Genomic DNA, 17,012 nt, shown 5'->3' with positions numbered 1-17,012 from the left:
CCAACCAACAAGGGGAATACATATGAGCGGAGGTATCAGCGGCGGTATCAGCGGCGGTATCAGCGGCGGTATCAGCGGCGGTATCAGCGGCGGTATCAGTGGGGGAATCAGCGGCGGCATCAGCGGAGGTATCAGCGGTGGCGCCATGGTGTCGGCCGACGCCCTGATCCTCAGCCGCGCCGCCATCGTGGGCCCCTTCAACGGGGCGGTGCTGCACGTCAACGAGCCGGCGTTCGACAGCCCGCCCAACCTCGCGCTGTGGGCCGAAGGCCCGCGCCACGAGGCCGTCTTCTCCCAGCTCGTCGAGGGCTTGCTGTTCAAGACCCGAAGCGGCCCCAAGGACGCCACGCTCGAGTTCGCCAACCTCCAGGCGAGCACCATCCAGCGCAAGCCGCTCGTGCGCATGCGCGCACCCACCAAGGCGCAGTTCAAGAAGCAGCTCGATCTGGTGGCCTCGTACGCGGACCTGCGGGCCGACCGCGCGATCGAGATCGTGGACCAGCGCACCCCGCCGATCCTGTTCTGGTCGTCCGTGGTCGGGCTCACGGCACACCGCCACAAGAAAACCCTGCAGCTGATCGACCTGGTGTTCTCCCTGGCCGTGCTGGTCGAGATGCGCTTCAAGCAGATCTTCGCCAGCATCCGGCCGGTGGCGTTTTCGCCGCAGATCCAGCCCATGATCGAGACGCCGGGGCATGGCAGCTGGCCCAGCGGCCATGCCACGGAGGCTTTTGCCGTGGCCGCGCTTCTTGAGGCCTTGTTGGATGCTGTACCGGGTACAGGTTCGCCGCCCAACGGCACGCTGAACCGCGAGCAGATGCAGCGGCTGGCCGCGCGCATCGCGACCAACCGCGTGGTGGCCGGCGTGCACTACCCCGTGGACAGCGCGGGCGGGCGCCTGCTCGGCACGGCGCTGGCCGAGTTCCTGGTGGCGCGCGCCACCGGCACGCGTGTGCACGAACGCGGTTTTGACGGCCGCCTGTTCGAAGGCCCCAACGGCGAGCCGCTGGACTTCAGCCTGAACCAGTCGATGGACCACACCAGTGGCAACGCCTACACGCGCTCGGCCACGTCCACCGCCGTGGGCAACGCGCCACTGCTGGCCTGGCTTTGGGGGGAAGCGCTCAAGGAGTGGGCATGAGCGGCCCCACTTGGCAACCGCTGCCCACCGGTGAGTTCACCGGCATCGACTGGAACGCGCCGGGCGCCATCGACGGTGAAGACCCCTACCTGATCTGGGCGGAAGCCGACCAGTTCGCGGGCTATCACCTCGGCCGCGGCAAGAGGCCACCCAAGTGGTTGCCGATCGTGATCGAGCTCACCAGCGAGGCCGATGTGCCGGCGCTGGTGGCGGCCTCCTCCACCGCCTGGCTGCAGATTCCGCGCGTGTACCTCAATGTGCCCGGGCTGCGCTTCTGCACCGCGCGGGTGAAGAAGCGCTTCTTCGACCAGTTGCGCAGCAACCCGCACCTGCGCGGCCTGATCCTGCGCTTCGAACTCGGCCTGCCGGTGGGCCACCACACGCATCCCCTGATCGACCCCTGCACGCCCGAGAGCCAACCGGTCTCCGCGCCCGACCTGCTCGACGGCAAGGTGCTGGGCCTGATCGACGGCGGCCTGGCTTTCGCCAACGACCAGTTCCTCGACGCCCTCGGCCACACGCGCGTGAAGCACTTCTGGCGCCAGGACGACACGGTGAATGGCAACTGGCCCGGCAACCAGCCGCACCACTGCGTGCCGCTGGACCCGGCCCGCGCCGGCCCGACACCCGATGACATGGGCTACGGCCACGAACTCTCGGGCGCGGACATCGACGCGGCCATGGCCACCTACACGCGCCACGGCCAGCTGGACGAGGACGCGCTCTACGCCCACCTGCAGCTCTGGGACCTGACCCGCCCGGTCAACCACGGCACGCACGTGATGAGCCTGGCCTGCGGCAAAGGCAACCTGCTGCATCCGATGGACGACGAGGCCAGCCGCTGCGACCTGGTCGCGGTGCAGCTCGACTGGTCGAACGTGCTCGACACCTCGGGCGGCGCGATGAACGTGAGCGTGCTCGACGGGCTCATGTACATCCTCGCGCGTTGCGCGCCCAGCGCCCAGCTGGTGGTCAACATCAGCTGGGGCACGCTGGCCGGTCCGCACGACGGCACTTCGGTGCTGGAAGCGGCGATGGACCAACTGGTCGCGCTGCTCGGCGGCCGCCTGCAGATCGCCGTGCCCGCCGGCAACGCCTACCAGAGCCGCACCCATGCCAACGCCACACTGCCCCCAGGCGGTTCGGTGGCGCTGCACTGGCGCGTGCAACCCGACGACCGCACCGAGAGCTACCTGGAGATCTGGCTGCCCGCGGGCGCGCAGAACGTGCGCATCAGCGTGACGCCACCGGGCCACACCCAGCCCCTGCCGCCCATGGCCATGGGCCACGGTGGCACCTGGGTGGACGCGCAGGGCGCACCGCTGTGCGGCCTGATCTACCCCACCACCTCGGCCCTGGGCAGCCACGGCACCTGCGCCCTGCTGGCGCTGGCGCCCACGTTCAGCCGCCGGCGATCGGTGGTCACCGGGCCCTTCGGCACCTGGAAGGTGGTGCTGAGCAACACCGGCCCGACGGAGACCCTGTTCGACGCCTACATCGAACGCGATGACGTGGCGATCGGCCAGAACACGGGCGCGCGCCAGTCCTACCTGGAAGACGTGTTCTACGACACCAGCGGCAACCTGGGCTCTTTCGTGGACCATGCCGACAACCCGACGCCCGTGCGCCGCAGCGGCACCTTCAACAGTCTCTCGACCGGCCAGAACACGGTGAGCGTGGGGGGTCTGCGCGCGCAGTCCTCGGCAGGTGGGCATTTCGCGCTGTATTCCCCGCGCAAGCCCGACCCCGACGCGGGCCGACCGCAACGCCCGGGCGTGAAGAAGGTGCCCGAAACGCTGAAGCCCTGCGACGACAACCCGGCCCTCTGGGGCGTGCTCGGCGCGGGCAGCCGCAGCGGCAGCGTGGTGCGGTTGGCGGGCACCAGCTCGGCCACGCCCCTGCAGGCGAGGGACATGGTCAACGGCCTCTGAGGCGGTTTACCAGCGCGCGGGCAAGGGTTTGCGCAGCACGATCCAGCGCTCGCGCACCGCGATGTAGCCGCCGGTCTCCAGGTCCTTGAGCAGGCGGCTCACCATCTCGCGCGAGCAGGCGAGGTGCTGCGACATCTGCTGGTGGGTCAGGCGCTCCTTCAGGGGGCGCTCGCCGTTCCCGTCGGGCTTGCTGCTGGCCAGCTCGTTGAGCAGGCGCACCAGGCGGCCGTAGACGTCGATCAACGCCACGCTGCGCGCGCTGTCCGTCGCCAGGCGCGCGCGCCGGATCAGGCGGGCCATGAGTTCCAGCGCGAACTCGGGGTGGGCCGCGATGTACTCGAGCAAGGTGGCGCGCGACACCACCGCGCAGGTGCTGGCCTCGGCGGCCTCCACGTTCGCGGAGCGTGGCCCGCCGTCGAGCGACATCTCGCCCACGTACTCCAGCGGGCCGTACATGCCCAGCGTGAGCTCGCGTCCCTGGTTGTCGGCCACAAAGGCCCGCAACCGCCCCTGCAGGACGATGTACAGCGTGTCGCCGGTTTCGCCTTCTTGGATCAGCAGCGCGCCACGCCGATAGCGCCGCGCGACCCCGAGGGTCGCGAGCGCTTCAATGTGGGGGGAGTTGGGAGGGGTTACGAAGGAAACGGCAGGGGCAGGCATCCAGGCTCACGTCACGGGTGGGAAAACTCCGTGGCATTGTGAGGCATGGGCGTGATGATGCGCAAGGCAGGGACCACCGGCGGCAGGCTGTTGACCCGATGCAGCAGGCGGCGGATGCTGGGCGCGCCGGCTTTCTCGCGCAACGTCTTGATCTGGCTGCGCACGGTGGACTCGGCCACGCCGTGCTGCGTGGCGATCTCGGTGATCTGCAGGCCCCGGCACAGGCCCATGAGCACCGACTCCTCGCTCGGGCTCAGGTTGAGCGAGCGGGCGAACATGCGCACCGCAAGGTTGTCGCAGGTGTTCTGGCGCGACAGCAGCACCAGCACCGAGGGCGCGTCGGCCTCCAGCGGGTGGCTCAGCGGCGTGAACGCCAGCGACAGCTCTTTCTCGCCCGAGACCAGCATGAGCAGCTTGCGCTGACCGCGGAACGAGGACTCCATGGCCAGCTGGATCTGCGAGGTGAATTCGGCGCTGCTGCCCAGCAGGCTGTTGCCGTACGACATGATGACCCGCCCATTGGCCAGTTCGTGCCGCGCCAGGTGGTTGGCGTGCAGGATGTGCCCTTGCGCATCGATGATCAACATGCCGTAGTCGATCTCGTCGAACACCCGCATGAGGTGCTGCGCGCCCAGGCCCGAACGCAGGCCCATGCCGCCGGCGACATCCGCGCCGCCATTCCAAACCGTGTCCGTTGCTTGCCACATGACCAACCCCCGTTGATGGATGGGCCAGTCTAGGCAGGGGCGCTACCGACGGGGTGTGTGAAGCTGCCCCGGACTTTGTGACGTATTCACATGGCCGTGCGCTGGGCGGCCTGGCGGATCGCGCCGAGCGTGCCGCGCGTGGTGATCACATCCACGTCCAGCAGCACCTCGATCACCGTGCCCACCGGCGCGGCCAGGGCGCGCTGCAGCGCGGGCTCGAACTCGGCGGTGTGGGTGATGCGCTCGGCCGCGTAGCCATAGGCCCGGGCGAGCGCGCAGAAATCGGGGTTGGCCAGGCCGGATCCGCTCACGTGCGCCGGGTACTCGCGCTCCTGATGCATGCGGATGGTCCCGAAGCTGCCGTTGTTGAGCAGCAGCACGATGCTCTTGGCGCCATGCTGCGTGGCGGTGGCCAGCTCCTGCCCGTTCATGAGGAAGTCGCCGTCGCCCGCGATGGTGAACGCGGTGCGCCCACTGACGATCGCCGCGCCGATGCCGGCCGGCACGCCATAACCCATGGCGCCATTGGTGGGCGCCAGCTGCGTCTTGTGGCCCTTGGCCAGGCCGTGGTGGCGGAAGAAGCGGTGCAGCCAGCTCGCGAAGTTGCCCGCGCCGTTGGTGAGCACGGCTTCGGCCGGCAGGTGCCGCTGCAGGGTGTGGATGATCGCCGGCATGTCGATGGTGCCGGGCAGCGTGATGCCGCCGTTGGCCACGTCGATGTTGGCGAGGTAGTCGGCATGGCAGGCCTGCGCCCAGGCGCTCCAGGGCACGCAGGGCGGCGCGGTGAGCACCTCCAGGCTGCGCGCGGCGGCGTTCATGGTGGCGTGGATGGCGAGCGTGGGCTGGTACACCCGGCCCAGCTCCTCGGCGCTGGCGTGGACGTGCACCAGCTTCTGCGCCGGCACCGGCGCTTCGACCAGCGTGTAGCCGCCGGTGGTGGCCTCGCCCAGGCGCGGACCCAGGGCGATCAGCAGGTCGCTCTCGCGCACGCGGCGCGCCAGCGCGGGGTTGATGCCCAGCCCCACGTCGCCCGCGTACAGCGCGTGGTGGTTGTCGAAGGTGTCCTGGAAGCGGAAGGCGTTGGCCACCGGCAGCTGCCAGTTCTCGGCGAAACGCTGCAGCGCGGCGGCGGACTGCGGCGTCCAGCCGCCGCCGCCGGCGATCACCAGCGGCCGTTCGCTCGCCAGCAGCAGCGTGCGCAGCTCACGCAGCGCGCCCGGGTCGCTCCAGGCCTGCACCGGCTCCACGCGCGGCAGCGGTTCGGCGTCCACCGCCTGCGTGAGCATGTCCTCGGGCAGCACCAGCACCACCGGGCCGGGACGGCCGTTCATGGCGGTGGCGAAGGCGCGCGCCACGTACTCGGGGATGCGGCGCGGATCGTCGATGCGCTCCACCCGCTTGGCCATGCCCTTGGTGGACGGGCCGAAGAAGGCCGCGTAGTCCACCTCTTGAAAGGCCTCGCGGTCGCGCGCCTCGCTCGCCACGTCGCCCACGAACAGCACCATGGGCGTGGAATCCTGGAACGCGGTGTGCAGGCCGATGGAGGCGTTGGTGGCACCGGGCCCGCGCGTCACGAAACACACGCCGGGCCGACCGCTGAGCTTGCCGTGGGCCTCGGCCATGAAGGCCGCGCCGCCTTCCTGCCGGTTGGTGATAAAGCGGATGCGATCGGCGTGGGCGTGAAAACCATCGAGCACCGCGAGATAACTTTCGCCCGGCACACCGAAGGCATGGGTCACACCCTGGACAATGAGGCATTCCACGAGCAGATGGCCAGCAATCCGGGTCATTTGACTTTATTAACCAATTAGAGAATTATCTGGGCATGAGCATCCCACCCACACCGGTCGCGGAAGAGCGTCTGAGAGACGCGGACCGATCGCAGAATACCATTCTGAACGCGGCGCGAGACGAGTTCTCCGAGCACGGGCTGGGCGGTGCGCGCATGGACCGCATCGCCGAGCGCGCCGGCCTCAACAAGCGCCTGATCTACTACTACTTCGAGGACAAGGAGCGCCTGTTCCAGGCCGTGCTGGAGCAGGCCTACCGCGACATCCGCGAAGAGGAACGCCAGCTCAACCTGCTGCACCTCAAGCCCGAGACCGCGCTGCGCCGGCTGGTGGAGTTCACCTGGAACTACTACCTGGAGCACCCCGAGTTCCTCACGCTGCTCAACAGCGCCAACCTGCACCGCGCGCGGCACCTCGCGCAGTCCGAGCGGGCGCGCCAGCTCAACTCCCCGCTGATCGCCACGCTCACCGAAGTCATCGAGCGCGGCCGCGCCGACGGCACCTTCCGCGGCGGTGTCGATCCGCTGCAGCTCTACGTGTCGATCGCCGGCCTGTCCTACTTCTACCTCTCGAACAACCACACGCTCTCGGCGATCTTCGGGCGCGACCTCATGACGCCCAAGGCGCACAGCGAGCGGCTCTCCCACATGTGCGACGTGATCCTAGGGTATGTCCTGATGAGCTGAGGCGGCTGGCGGCTTGACGTCGCAGGGGGCGGTTTCTAGTATTAACTGCTCGGTGAATTAAACCCCTGGAGACAACGATGAAGACCGCCCTGCCCCTTCGCCACCTGTTGATCACCTCCCTGCTGGCCGTTGTCTCGGCCAGCGCCATGGCCCAGTGGAAACCCGACCGACCGATCACCCTGATCGTGCCCTGGGCGCCCGGTGGCTCCACCGACCAGGTCACGCGCGTCACCGCCGCCGAGCTGGAAAAACACCTGGGCCAGAAGATCGTGGTCATGAACCAGCCCGGCGCCTCGGGTTCGGTGGGCACCAAGAACGCCATGGCCGCGCCGGCCGACGGCTACACCTGGACGGCCGGCGGCGCCAAGGACCTGGGCACCTACAAGGTGCTGGGCATGCTCGACACCTCCGCCACCGACTGGAACCTGTACCTCAACGTGGCGCACATCGCGGTGGTCGGCGTCAACGCCGATGCGCCCTACAAGACCATGACCGAGCTGCTGGCCGCCATGAAGGCCAAGCCCGGTGCGGTCTCGGTCGCCACGGCGGGCGTGAACTCCAGCGGCCACTCGGCCATCGAAGCCATCGCGCGCGCCGCCGGCGTCACCTACAAGCACGTCACCTACGACGGGGGCGCACCGGCCGCCGTGGCCGCCGCCTCGGGCGAAACCGAAGTGACCACGCAGCTCGCGGCCGAGCAGACCGACATGATCCGCGCCAAGAAGATCCGCCCGCTGGCGGTGGTGGGCGACAAGTCGATCGAGATCGAGGCCTTCGGCACCATCCCGCCGCTGTCGCAATTCATCCCGGGCTTCAAGGACCCGATCAACTACTTCGGCATCTTCGTGCCTAAGGCCGCGCCGCCGGTGGTGGCTCAGACGCTGGACAAGATCTGGGCCACCGAGATGGTCAAGAGCGAAGCCCTGCGCAAGTACGCGCAGGCGCGCGGCGCCATGTTCGCGCCGATGGCGGGTGAAGAGGCGCAGAAGGCCGTGTTCCCGGCCATCCAGTCCTACGCCTGGACGCAGCAGGCCGCCGGCAAGGCCAAGGTGTCGCCCGACACCGTCGGCATACCCAAGCCCTGATCCCCCACACGGAACACAACATGAGCGAGGGTGGAAAAACCGCCCGCTCCGACCTCTGGGGCGGTGCGGGCTGGGTGGTGTTCGGTTTGGTGATCGTGATCGGCTCCATTCGCATGGAGCGCTTCGAGTCCATGGGCGCACAGCTCTACACCATGCCCGGCTTCGTGCCCGGCATGATCGGCGGCGTGGTGGCCCTGCTCGGCCTCGTGCTGATGCTGCGCGGCTGGACGCGCCGGGCCCATGAGGCCGCCACGGACGCGGCGACACCGGTCGAACCGCTGCTCAACCGGCGCATCGGCATCACCATGGCGCTCACGCTGGTGTACGCCGGCCTGCTGATCGGGCGCGCACCGTTCTGGCTGGTCACGGCCCTGTTCGTCGCGGCCTTCGTGGCCGTGTTCACCCCCACCGACACGACCCCCACGCGCCGCGCCACGGTGGCGCTGCTGGCCGGCCTGCTCACCTCGGCCGTCGTCACCCTGGTGTTCGAGCAGGTCTTCCTCGTCCGTCTGCCTTAGGGACCCACCATGTTTGACGGACTGATCATGTTCGGGCAGTCGATCGCGCGCTTCAGCGGGCCCGAGACGATTGCCTACGCCCTGCTGGCCTCGCTGGTCGGTGTGGTCATGGGCGCCCTGCCCGGCCTCACCGCCACCATGTCGCTGGCGCTGATGACCACGCTCACGCTCAAGCTGCCGCCCAGCCAGGCGCTGCTGATCCTGATCTGCACTTACGTGGGCTGCATCTACGGCGGCTCGCGCTCGGCCATCCTGCTCAACATCCCGGGCACGCCGGCCTCGGCCGCGTCCTGCCTCGATGGCTACGCGCTCGCGCGCCAGGGCATGGCCGGCCGCGCCATGGGCATCGCCACCACTGGCTCGGTCATGGGCACGCTGATCGGCATGTTCTTCCTGGCCACGCTCACGCCCGTGCTCGGCGGCCTGGCGCTGAAGTTCGGCGCCTACGAGTTCTTCTGGCTGGCGTTCTTCGGCGTCATCATCGCCGGCACGCTCACCGGCGACGACCCGCTCAAGGGCTGGATCGCCGGCATCGCGGGCCTGTTCATCGCCACCGTCGGCCAGGAGCCGCAGTACGGCTACGAGCGCTTCGCCTGGGGCCTGCGCGACCTCGCCGGCGGCATCCAGCTGGTGCCCGCGCTGGTCGGCGCCTTCGGCTTCGCCGAGTTGCTGACGGCCATGCGCGAACGGCAGGCACCCGTGAAGATCAGCCCCTTCGACACCGTGATCCCCAAGGTGCGCGACGTGCTGCAGTACTGGCGCACCATCCTGCGCTCGGGCCTGATCGGCACCGGCGTGGGCATCGTGCCCGGCGTGGGCGAGGACGTGGCGGCCTGGTCGTCCTACGCCGCCGCCAAGCGCGCGAGCAAGGAAAAGGAGAAGTTCGGCAAGGGCTCGATCGAAGGCCTGATGGCCGCCGAGACCGGCGACAACGCCTGCGTGCCCGGCGCGGTGATCCCCGTGCTCACCCTGGCCATTCCCGGCTCGGCACCGGCCGCCGTGCTGATGGCCGCAATGATCATCCACGGCGTCAAGCCGGGGCCGCTGATCATGGTGGAGAACCCCGAGTTCGTGTACGACGTGGTGACCATGATGCTGTTCGCCACCATCGGCATCCTGATCTTCGGCCTGGTGCTCACCAAGGCCCTGGTGCAGGTGCTGCGCGTGCCCCAGCACCTGATAACGCCCATCGTCTTCGTGCTGTGCACCGTGGGCAGTTTCGCCATCGCCGGGCGCCTGTTCGACGTCTACGTGATGCTGGCTTTCGGGCTGATCGGCTTCTTCCTGCGCCACTACGGCTACCCCATGGCGCCGCTGGTGCTGGGCATCGTGCTCGGCGACCTGATGGAGAAGAACCTGCGCCGCGCGCTGATCCTGTCCGACGGCGACCTCTCGCCCTTCTTCACGCGCCCCATCGCCGGCACCGTCGCCGCCATGATCTTCGCCACCATCGCCTGGAAGCTGTGGACGCTGTACGGCCGCCGGGCCCGGCCCAAGGCAACGGCATGAAACTGGCCCTGTGCAACGAGGTGCTGCAGCCCCTGCCGCTGGCGGCCCAGTGCGAGGCCGCCGAGCGCATGGGCTACGACGCGCTGGAAATCGCGCCCTTCACGCTGACCGACGAACCCGAGGCGCTCGACAGTACCGCCGCCCACCGCGTGCGGTCCACCGCGCACAGCCACGGCCTGGCCGTCTCCAGCCTGCACTGGCTGCTGGTCAAGCCCGCCGGCCTTTCGCTGGTGAGCGATGACAAAGCCTTGCACCGCCGCACGCTGGACCTGCTGCGCCGCCTGATCGACTTCACCGCCGCCTGCGGCGCGCGCGCTCTCGTGCACGGCTCGCCCAAACAGCGCTCGCCCGGCCCCGGCCAGAGCGTGGCGGACGCTGCCGCGCGCTTCGAGGCCGCCATGGCAGAACTCGCACCACACGCCGCGGACGCGGGCGTGGTGTATTGCATCGAACCGCTGGGCCGCTTCGAAACCCCGGTGATCAACACCGTGGCCCAGGCCGCCGCGATGGTCGACCGCATCGGCTCGCCCGCCATCCGCACCATGCTCGACGTGAGCGCCGCCTCGCACAACGAAACCGAGCCCGTGCACGAGGTGCTGCGCCGCTTTCTCGCCAGCGGCCACATCGCGCACGTGCAGCTGAACGACAGGAACCGCCGCGGCCCCGGCCAGGGCGAGACCGACCAGCGCCCCGTGCTGCAGGCGCTCAAAGACGGGCGCTACGCCGGCTGGGTGGCGGTGGAACCCTTTGAATACGTGCCCGATGGCCTGGGTTGCGCCCAGGCCTCGGCACAGCATGTGCGTGAGATCTGGAGGACCCTGTCATGAGCGCTGTGACCTTGCGCGTGCACGAGGTGCAACTGTACGAGCGCCACGTCACGCTGCGCCTGCCCTTCCGTTTCGGCGCCGCCACCGTCACGCAATGCCCGCAGGCCTTCGTGCGCGTGCTCGCCGAGGTGAATGGCCGGCGCGTGGAAGGCGCGAGCGCCGAACTGATGGTGCCCAAGTGGTTCGACAAATCGCCCACGCTCACCCACGAACAGAATTTCGAACAGCTGCGCGAATCGCTGCGCAACGCGCGCGAGGCCGTGCAGGCGACCCGCGAGGCGCTCAGCCCCCATGCGCTGTCGCACGAGGCGGGTGAGGCGGCCATCGCCACCTCGGTGGTGCGGCGGCTGCCGCGCCTGGCCGCGCAGTTCGGCCCCGCCCTGCTCGACAAGGCCGTGGCCGACGCGGCGCTGCGCGCGGCCGGCCGCTCGTGGGTCGATGGCGTGCACGCCGGCGTGCTCGGCGACCCCTGGGGCCCGCGGCTCGACCTGGTGCGCCCCACGCACGTGGTGCTGCGCCACACCGTGGGCCTGGCCGATCGGCTGGTGGAGGGCGACGAAGGCGCCGACCCGCAGGACGGCCTGCCCGCCACGCTGGAGGCGGCGATCCGGCGCCACGGCCTGCACCACTTCAAACTCAAGCTCTGCGGCCAGATCGGCGCCGACGTGGAGCGCCTCACCCGCATCGCCGAGGTGCTGCAGCGCCTGGGCGGGGACTACCGCGTCACGCTCGACGGCAACGAAACCTTCACCGACGCCACCAGCCTGGGCAAGTTCTGGCAGGCGCTGCGCACCACGCCCGCGCTGGCCGATCTGCTGCGCCGCACCCTGCTGCTGGAGCAGCCCCTGGCGCGCGCGGTGGCTCTGCGCGAATCGATCGCCTCGCTGGGCATCGGCGTGCCGGTGATCCTGGACGAGTCCGACGACCACGCGGCCGCGCTCGACGAGGGCCTGGCGCTGGGTTACCACGGCATCTCCAGCAAGGCCTGCAAGGGCATCTACCGCTCGCTGCGCAACGCGCACCGCATCGCGCAGGACCCGCGCCTGCTGCTCTCGGGCGAAGACCTCACCTGCCAGGCCGGCCTGGCGGTGCAGCAGGACACCCTGCTCGCGGCCAGCCTGGGCGTGCGCCACATCGAGCGCAACGGCCACCACTACGTGGACGGCTTCGGCACCGCGCCCGCCGACGAAGCGTTGGCCTTCGCCCGCGCCCACCCCGGCTTCTACGAAACCACGGCGGGCCGCCCCCACCTGGCGGTGCGCCAGGGCCAGCTCGACCTGCACGCCCTGCACGCGCCGGGCTTCGCGACCGCGGCGACGCCGCAATGGCGCAGCCTGCAGGCCATCGCCTGAAATTTCACTGAATGGTTAATTGAAAACGGTCTGCGGCTCACCGCAGACCGCCGTGGCTGTGGGGGGCCGAGCCGCGGTCGGGCGCGCCGACGCCCGTAGAACCAAGGGAAAACCCTGAATGCGATGCCCACAATCTTCGCTTGCGCATCTTTCGCGACCGCTTCTATAATTTCCGCTATTCACTGATTGGTGAATTAAACCAACAACCAGCCCTTTTTCACTGGAGACAAGCATGAAACTGATTCACGCCACCGCCCTGGCCGCGTTCGCTCTCGCCACCAGCCTGCCCGCCGCCGCGCAGCAGGCCTACCCGAACAAGGCCATCCGCGTGATCGTGCCGTTCGCCGCGGGCAGCACCACGGACATCATTGCGCGCGCGATCACGGACAAGATGAGCCAGAGCATGGGCCAGCCCATCGTGGTGGACAACCGCGGCGGCGCCAGCGGCACCATCGGCCAGGCGGCGGTGGCCACGGCCGCGCCCGATGGCTACACCATCATGATCCACTCGTCTTCGCACACGGTGAGCCCCTCCACCTTCGCCAAGCTGTCCTTCGACACGGTGAACGATTTCGCTGGCGTCACCCCGATCTCCTCCACCCCCAACGTGCTGGTGATCGCGCCAAGCCGAAACCTCAAGACGCTGCCGCAGCTGGTGGCCAACGCCAAGGCCAACCCCGGCAAGATGAACTTCGCCTCCGCCGGCCAGGGCAGCGCCACCCACCTCAACGCCGAGAAGTTCAAGATGGCCGCGCAGATCGACGCGGTGAACATCCCCTTCAAGGGCTCCGCCGAGGCCGTCACCGAAGTGCTCGCCGGCCGCGTGGACTACTACTTCTCGCCCATCGCCCCGGTGATCGGCCAGATCAAGGAAGGCCAGCTGCTGGCCCTGGCCGTGGGCTCGCCGCGCCGCGCCAGCGCCCTGCCCGATGTGCCCACCACCGCCGAAGCCGGCGTGCCCGGCTCCGAATTCAACTTCTGGATCGGGATGATGGCCCCGGCCAAGACGCCGCGCGACGTCGTCAACCGCCTGCACGACGAAGTCGTCAAGGCCCTGGCCACGCCCGAAGTGAAGGAACGTTTCCTCAAGCTGGGCGCCGATGCCTGGACGCTCAAGCCCGAGCAGTTCGATGCCTACATCAAGGAAGAAATCAAGAGCAACGCCGTGCTGGTGAAAGCCGCCGGCCTGCAAGTGACCAACTGACCCCGGCCCCGGGGTTTTCAAAGCGAAGAGAAGGAATTCGACAATGGCCGTTCAACAACTCGGGATCATCATGCACGGTGTGACCGGACGCATGGGCATGAACCAGCATCTGATCCGCTCCATCTGCGCGATCCGCGCGCAAGGCGGTGTGACGCTCTCCAACGGCGACCGGGTCATGCCCGACCCCATCCTGGTCGGCCGCAACGCCGAGAAGATGGAAGCGCTGGCCAAGGCCCACAACATCCCGCGCTGGGGCACCGACCTCGATGCCGCGCTGGCCAACAAGAGCGACACCATCTTCTTCGACGCCGGTACCACGCAGATGCGCCCCACCCTGCTGGCCAAGGCCATCCGCGCCGGCAAGCACGTGTACTGCGAGAAGCCGATCGCCACCAACCTCAACGAGGCGGTGGAGATCGCGCGCCTGGCGCAGAGCTCGGGCCTCAAGCACGGCGCCGTGCAGGACAAGCTGTTCCTGCCCGGGCTGCGCAAGCTCGACATGCTGCGCCGCGCCGGCTTCTTCGGCCGCATGCTCAGCGTGCGCCTGGAGTTCGGCTACTGGGTGTTCGAAGGCGACCTGCAGCCCATCCAGCGCCCGAGCTGGAACTACCGCAAGGAAGACGGCGGCGGCATGATCCTGGACATGATGTGCCACTGGCGCTACGTGCTGGACAACCTGTTCGGTGAAGTGAAATCGGTCTCGTGCATCGGCACCACGCACATCCCCACGCGCTGGGACGAAGCCGGCAAACCCTACGAGTGCACCGCCGACGACGCGGCCTACGCCACCGCCGAACTCACCGGCCACAACGGCGAAAACGTGATCGCGCAGCTCAACATGAGCTGGGCCACCCGCGTGAACCGCGACGACCTCGTGACCTTCCACGTCGACGGCACGCACGGCTCCGCCGTCGCCACGCTGACCGGCTGCAAGGCGCAAAGCCGCGTGAACACGCCGCGCCCGGTGTGGAACCCGGATGTGAAGCAGACCATGAACTTCTCCGAGCAATGGCAGGACGTGCCGGACACGCAGGTGTACGACAACGGCTTCAAGATCCAGTGGGAACACTTCATCCGCCACGTGGTGGAGAACGAGCCCTACACGTGGACGCTGCCCGAAGGCGCCAAGGGCGTGCAGCTGGTGGAAGCCGCGCTGGACAGCTGGAAGGAACGCCGCTGGATCGACGTGCCCGCGCTGAAGGTCTGACGCCATGGCACTGTCCCTGAAACTGCCCAACGCCTCTTGCAAGGTCGAGGCCTACACCCTGCGCGGCACCACCCCGGTGAAGCCCGCGCCGGGCGTGAAGTTCAACCGCATCGCCTACTCCGCGGCCCACGTGGTGGCCGACCCGCTCGCCGCCATCGATCCCTGGCTGCAGTGCGCGGTGGACTGGGACGCGACCATCGCCTACCGCCAGCGGCTCTGGTCCCTGGGCCTGGGCGTGGCCGAGGCCATGGACACCGCGCAGCGCGGCATGGGCCTGGACTGGCCTACCTCGCTGGAGCTGATCCGCCGCTCGCTCGACGCCGCCAAGGACGTGCCCGGCGCGCTGGTGGCTTCGGGCTGCGGCACCGACCACCTCGTGCTGGAGAACGTGAAGACGGTCGATGAAGTCATCGCCGGCTACGAAGAGCAGATGGCCGCCATCGAGAAGCTCGGCGGCAAGCTGATCGTGATGGCCAGCCGCGCCCTGGCCCGCGTGGCCAAAAGCCCGGCCGACTACGAGCGCGTGTACGACCGCATCCTGAGCCAGGCCAAGCAGCCCGTGGTGCTGCACTGGCTGGGCGACATGTTCGACCCCGCGCTCAAGGGCTACTGGGGCGACAACGACCCCGACAAGGCCATGGACACCGCGCTGGCCGTGATCGCCGCGCACCCGGACAAGGTGGACGGCATCAAGATCTCCCTGCTCGACAAGGACAAGGAAATCGCGATGCGCCGCCGCCTGCCACCGGGCGTGCGCATGTACACCGGCGACGACTTCAACTACGCCGAGCTCATCGCCGGTGACGGCTTCGGCGCCGAGAAGACGCACGGCCAGAGCGACGCGCTGCTGGGCATCTTCGACGCCATCGCCCCCGCCGCCAGCGCCGCGCTGGGCGAACTCGCGCAAGGCAACCTGCAGAAGTTCCACGACATCCTCGGCCCCACGGTGCCGCTGTCGCGCCACATCTTCGCCGCGCCCACGCGCTTCTACAAGACCGGCGTGGTCTTCATGGCCTGGCTCAACGGCCACCAGTCGCACTTCACCATGGTCGGTGGCCAGCAGAGCACGCGCTCGCTGCAGCACTTCGCCGAGCTGTTCCGCCTGGCCGATGCGGCCAACCTGCTGGAGCAGCCCGAGCTGGCCGTGCGCCGCATGGGCACGCTGCTGGCCTTGCATGGCGTGGAGGCCTGATCGATGCGCGACTTCTCCCAAGACCACCGCTGGCTCTCGCTCAACACCGCCACGGTGCGCAAGAGCCGGGGGCAGGACCTGCCGCTCGATCAGATCCTGGACGCCTGCGCGCGCCACGGCATCCCGGCCATCTCACCGTGGCGGGACCAGGTCGCCGCCGTCGGGCTGAAAACCATCTCGGCCCAGGTGAAGTCGCTCGGCCTGAAGCTCTCGGGCTACTGCCGGGGCGGCATGTTCCCGGCGGTGGACGCCGCCGGGCTGCAGGCCGCGCGCGACGACAACCGCCGCGCGGTGGACGAGGCCTGTGAACTGAACGCACCTTGCCTGGTGCTGGTGGTCGGCGCCCTGCCCGGCGCGCTGGCTGGTCAAGCCGCGCACAAGGACATCGGCCGCTCGCGCCAACAGGTGAGCGAAGGCATCGCCGAGCTGCTCGAGTACGCCAAGGCCAACGGCATGCCGCTGGCCATCGAACCCCTGCACCCGATGTACGCGGCCGACCGCGCCTGCATCAACACCATGGAGCAGGCGCTGGACGTGTGCGACACGCTCGACCCGGGCCAGACCGGCGCGATCGGCGTGGCGGTGGACGTGTACCACGTGTGGTGGGACCCCAAGCTGCAGGCGCAGATCGAACGCGCGGGCAAGAACCGCCTGCTCGCCTTCCACGTGTGCGACTGGCTCACGCCCACCACCGACCTGCTCAACGACCGGGGCATGATGGGCGACGGCGTGATCGACATCCCGCGCATCCGGGGCTGGGTGGAAGCGCAGGGCTTCGCCGGCTTCAGCGAGGTGGAGATCTTCTCCACCGGCAACTGGTGGAAGCGCGATCACGACGAGGTCTTGAAGACCTGCATCGAGAGGCACCGCAGCGCGGTGTGACGAAACAAGGGCCCGCATGTCGGGCCCTTGTTTTTGGACGGCGAGGTCTCAGCGCAGGGTAGAGGTCTCGGTGCTTGCCGTCAGCACGGCGGCCACGGGCCGGCTCCGACGCTCGGCCTCGTCGGCCAGGATCAGCGAGCCTGTGGTGCGCTGTTGCAGGCGGCGCTGTTCGCCACGCTGCGTGACGTCGTTCAACACCGAGACAAACCACATGAGCAACAAGCCGGCGGCCGCAAACAGCAGCCAGATCAGCGCGTTGGAGAAAAAACCGAACCAGGAGTCGTCACGGTTGCCAGGCAGGTAGGCGGCGTTGCGGTTCAT

General features: G+C 68.8%; 16 protein-coding genes. 12 read left to right on the top strand and 4 right to left on the bottom strand.

The window, feature by feature from the left end; translation table 11 throughout:
• The first annotated feature begins 22 nt into the window (after window positions 1-22).
• Window positions 23-1,141, top strand: coding sequence for a phosphatase PAP2 family protein (locus AC3WPZ_RS03865; RefSeq protein ID WP_492438285.1), 1,119 nt, complete (start codon window positions 23-25; stop codon window positions 1,139-1,141).
• On the top strand, window positions 1,138-3,072 hold the full coding sequence (locus AC3WPZ_RS03860; protein WP_444686816.1) for a S8/S53 family peptidase: 1,935 nt from the start codon (window positions 1,138-1,140) through the stop codon (window positions 3,070-3,072). The genes AC3WPZ_RS03865 and AC3WPZ_RS03860 overlap by 4 nt, the downstream gene beginning before the upstream one ends.
• A gap of 6 nt (window positions 3,073-3,078) precedes the next feature.
• Here the strand turns inward: AC3WPZ_RS03860 and AC3WPZ_RS03855 are convergent, their stop codons facing one another.
• The 3 genes from AC3WPZ_RS03855 to AC3WPZ_RS03845 form a co-directional block, all read right to left on the bottom strand.
• Window positions 3,079-3,732, bottom strand: a complete 654-nt coding sequence (locus AC3WPZ_RS03855) for a Crp/Fnr family transcriptional regulator (protein WP_291111322.1) — start codon at window positions 3,730-3,732, stop codon at window positions 3,079-3,081.
• A gap of 11 nt (window positions 3,733-3,743) precedes the next feature.
• Window positions 3,744-4,439, bottom strand: coding sequence for a helix-turn-helix transcriptional regulator (locus AC3WPZ_RS03850; protein ID WP_444686817.1), 696 nt, complete (start codon window positions 4,437-4,439; stop codon window positions 3,744-3,746).
• 86 nt (window positions 4,440-4,525) lie between these two features.
• Window positions 4,526-6,229, bottom strand: coding sequence for a thiamine pyrophosphate-binding protein (locus AC3WPZ_RS03845; protein WP_444686818.1), 1,704 nt, complete (start codon window positions 6,227-6,229; stop codon window positions 4,526-4,528).
• A 35-nt stretch (window positions 6,230-6,264) separates the two neighbouring features.
• On the opposite strand from AC3WPZ_RS03845, the gene AC3WPZ_RS03840 reads away from it, so the two are divergent.
• The 10 genes from AC3WPZ_RS03840 to AC3WPZ_RS03795 all read left to right on the top strand — a co-directional run bounded on the left by AC3WPZ_RS03840 (window position 6,265) and on the right by AC3WPZ_RS03795 (window position 16,691).
• Window positions 6,265-6,915: a TetR/AcrR family transcriptional regulator gene (locus AC3WPZ_RS03840; protein WP_382157020.1), complete on the top strand. Its 651-nt coding sequence runs from the start codon at window positions 6,265-6,267 to the stop codon at window positions 6,913-6,915.
• Window positions 6,916-6,992: 77 nt separating this feature from the next.
• Entirely contained in the window at window positions 6,993-8,000 is a 1,008-nt protein-coding gene (locus AC3WPZ_RS03835; protein WP_444686819.1) for a Bug family tripartite tricarboxylate transporter substrate binding protein, read from the top strand.
• A 20-nt stretch (window positions 8,001-8,020) separates the two neighbouring features.
• Window positions 8,021-8,518 carry a tripartite tricarboxylate transporter TctB family protein gene (locus AC3WPZ_RS03830; protein ID WP_444686820.1) on the top strand — a complete coding sequence of 166 codons (498 nt, stop codon included), beginning with the start codon at window positions 8,021-8,023 and terminating at the stop codon, window positions 8,516-8,518.
• Between the two features lie 9 nt (window positions 8,519-8,527).
• Window positions 8,528-10,027 carry a tripartite tricarboxylate transporter permease gene (locus AC3WPZ_RS03825; RefSeq protein WP_492438282.1) on the top strand — a complete coding sequence of 500 codons (1,500 nt, stop codon included), beginning with the start codon at window positions 8,528-8,530 and terminating at the stop codon, window positions 10,025-10,027.
• Window positions 10,024-10,854, top strand: a complete 831-nt coding sequence (locus tag AC3WPZ_RS03820) for a sugar phosphate isomerase/epimerase family protein (protein ID WP_382325640.1) — start codon at window positions 10,024-10,026, stop codon at window positions 10,852-10,854. Before AC3WPZ_RS03825 ends, AC3WPZ_RS03820 begins: the two co-directional genes overlap by 4 nt.
• Complete coding sequence (locus tag AC3WPZ_RS03815; protein ID WP_492433555.1) at window positions 10,851-12,206, top strand: enolase C-terminal domain-like protein; 1,356 nt, start codon at window positions 10,851-10,853, stop codon at window positions 12,204-12,206. Before AC3WPZ_RS03820 ends, AC3WPZ_RS03815 begins: the two co-directional genes overlap by 4 nt.
• A 232-nt stretch (window positions 12,207-12,438) precedes the next feature.
• A complete protein-coding gene (locus AC3WPZ_RS03810; protein ID WP_382157008.1) occupies window positions 12,439-13,410 on the top strand; it encodes a tripartite tricarboxylate transporter substrate binding protein in 972 nt (323 codons plus the stop codon).
• 43 nt (window positions 13,411-13,453) lie between these two features.
• A complete protein-coding gene (locus tag AC3WPZ_RS03805; protein ID WP_444686823.1) occupies window positions 13,454-14,617 on the top strand; it encodes a Gfo/Idh/MocA family protein in 1,164 nt (387 codons plus the stop codon).
• A 4-nt stretch (window positions 14,618-14,621) separates the two neighbouring features.
• The gene (locus tag AC3WPZ_RS03800) at window positions 14,622-15,809 is read left to right on the top strand and encodes a dihydrodipicolinate synthase family protein (protein WP_444686824.1); all 1,188 of its coding nucleotides are present in this window, start codon (window positions 14,622-14,624) and stop codon (window positions 15,807-15,809) included.
• Between the two features lie 3 nt (window positions 15,810-15,812).
• On the top strand, window positions 15,813-16,691 hold the full coding sequence (locus tag AC3WPZ_RS03795) for a sugar phosphate isomerase/epimerase family protein (protein WP_492438279.1): 879 nt from the start codon (window positions 15,813-15,815) through the stop codon (window positions 16,689-16,691).
• Between the two features lie 48 nt (window positions 16,692-16,739).
• Here the strand turns inward: AC3WPZ_RS03795 and AC3WPZ_RS03790 are convergent, their stop codons facing one another.
• On the bottom strand, window positions 16,740-17,012 hold the full coding sequence (locus AC3WPZ_RS03790; RefSeq protein WP_492438277.1) for a hypothetical protein: 273 nt from the start codon (window positions 17,010-17,012) through the stop codon (window positions 16,740-16,742).

The sequence above is a fragment of the Hydrogenophaga sp. FW305-3-2-15-A-LB1 genome, from assembly GCF_058787875.1.
This window is presented reverse-complemented; position numbering and strand designations above follow the sequence as displayed.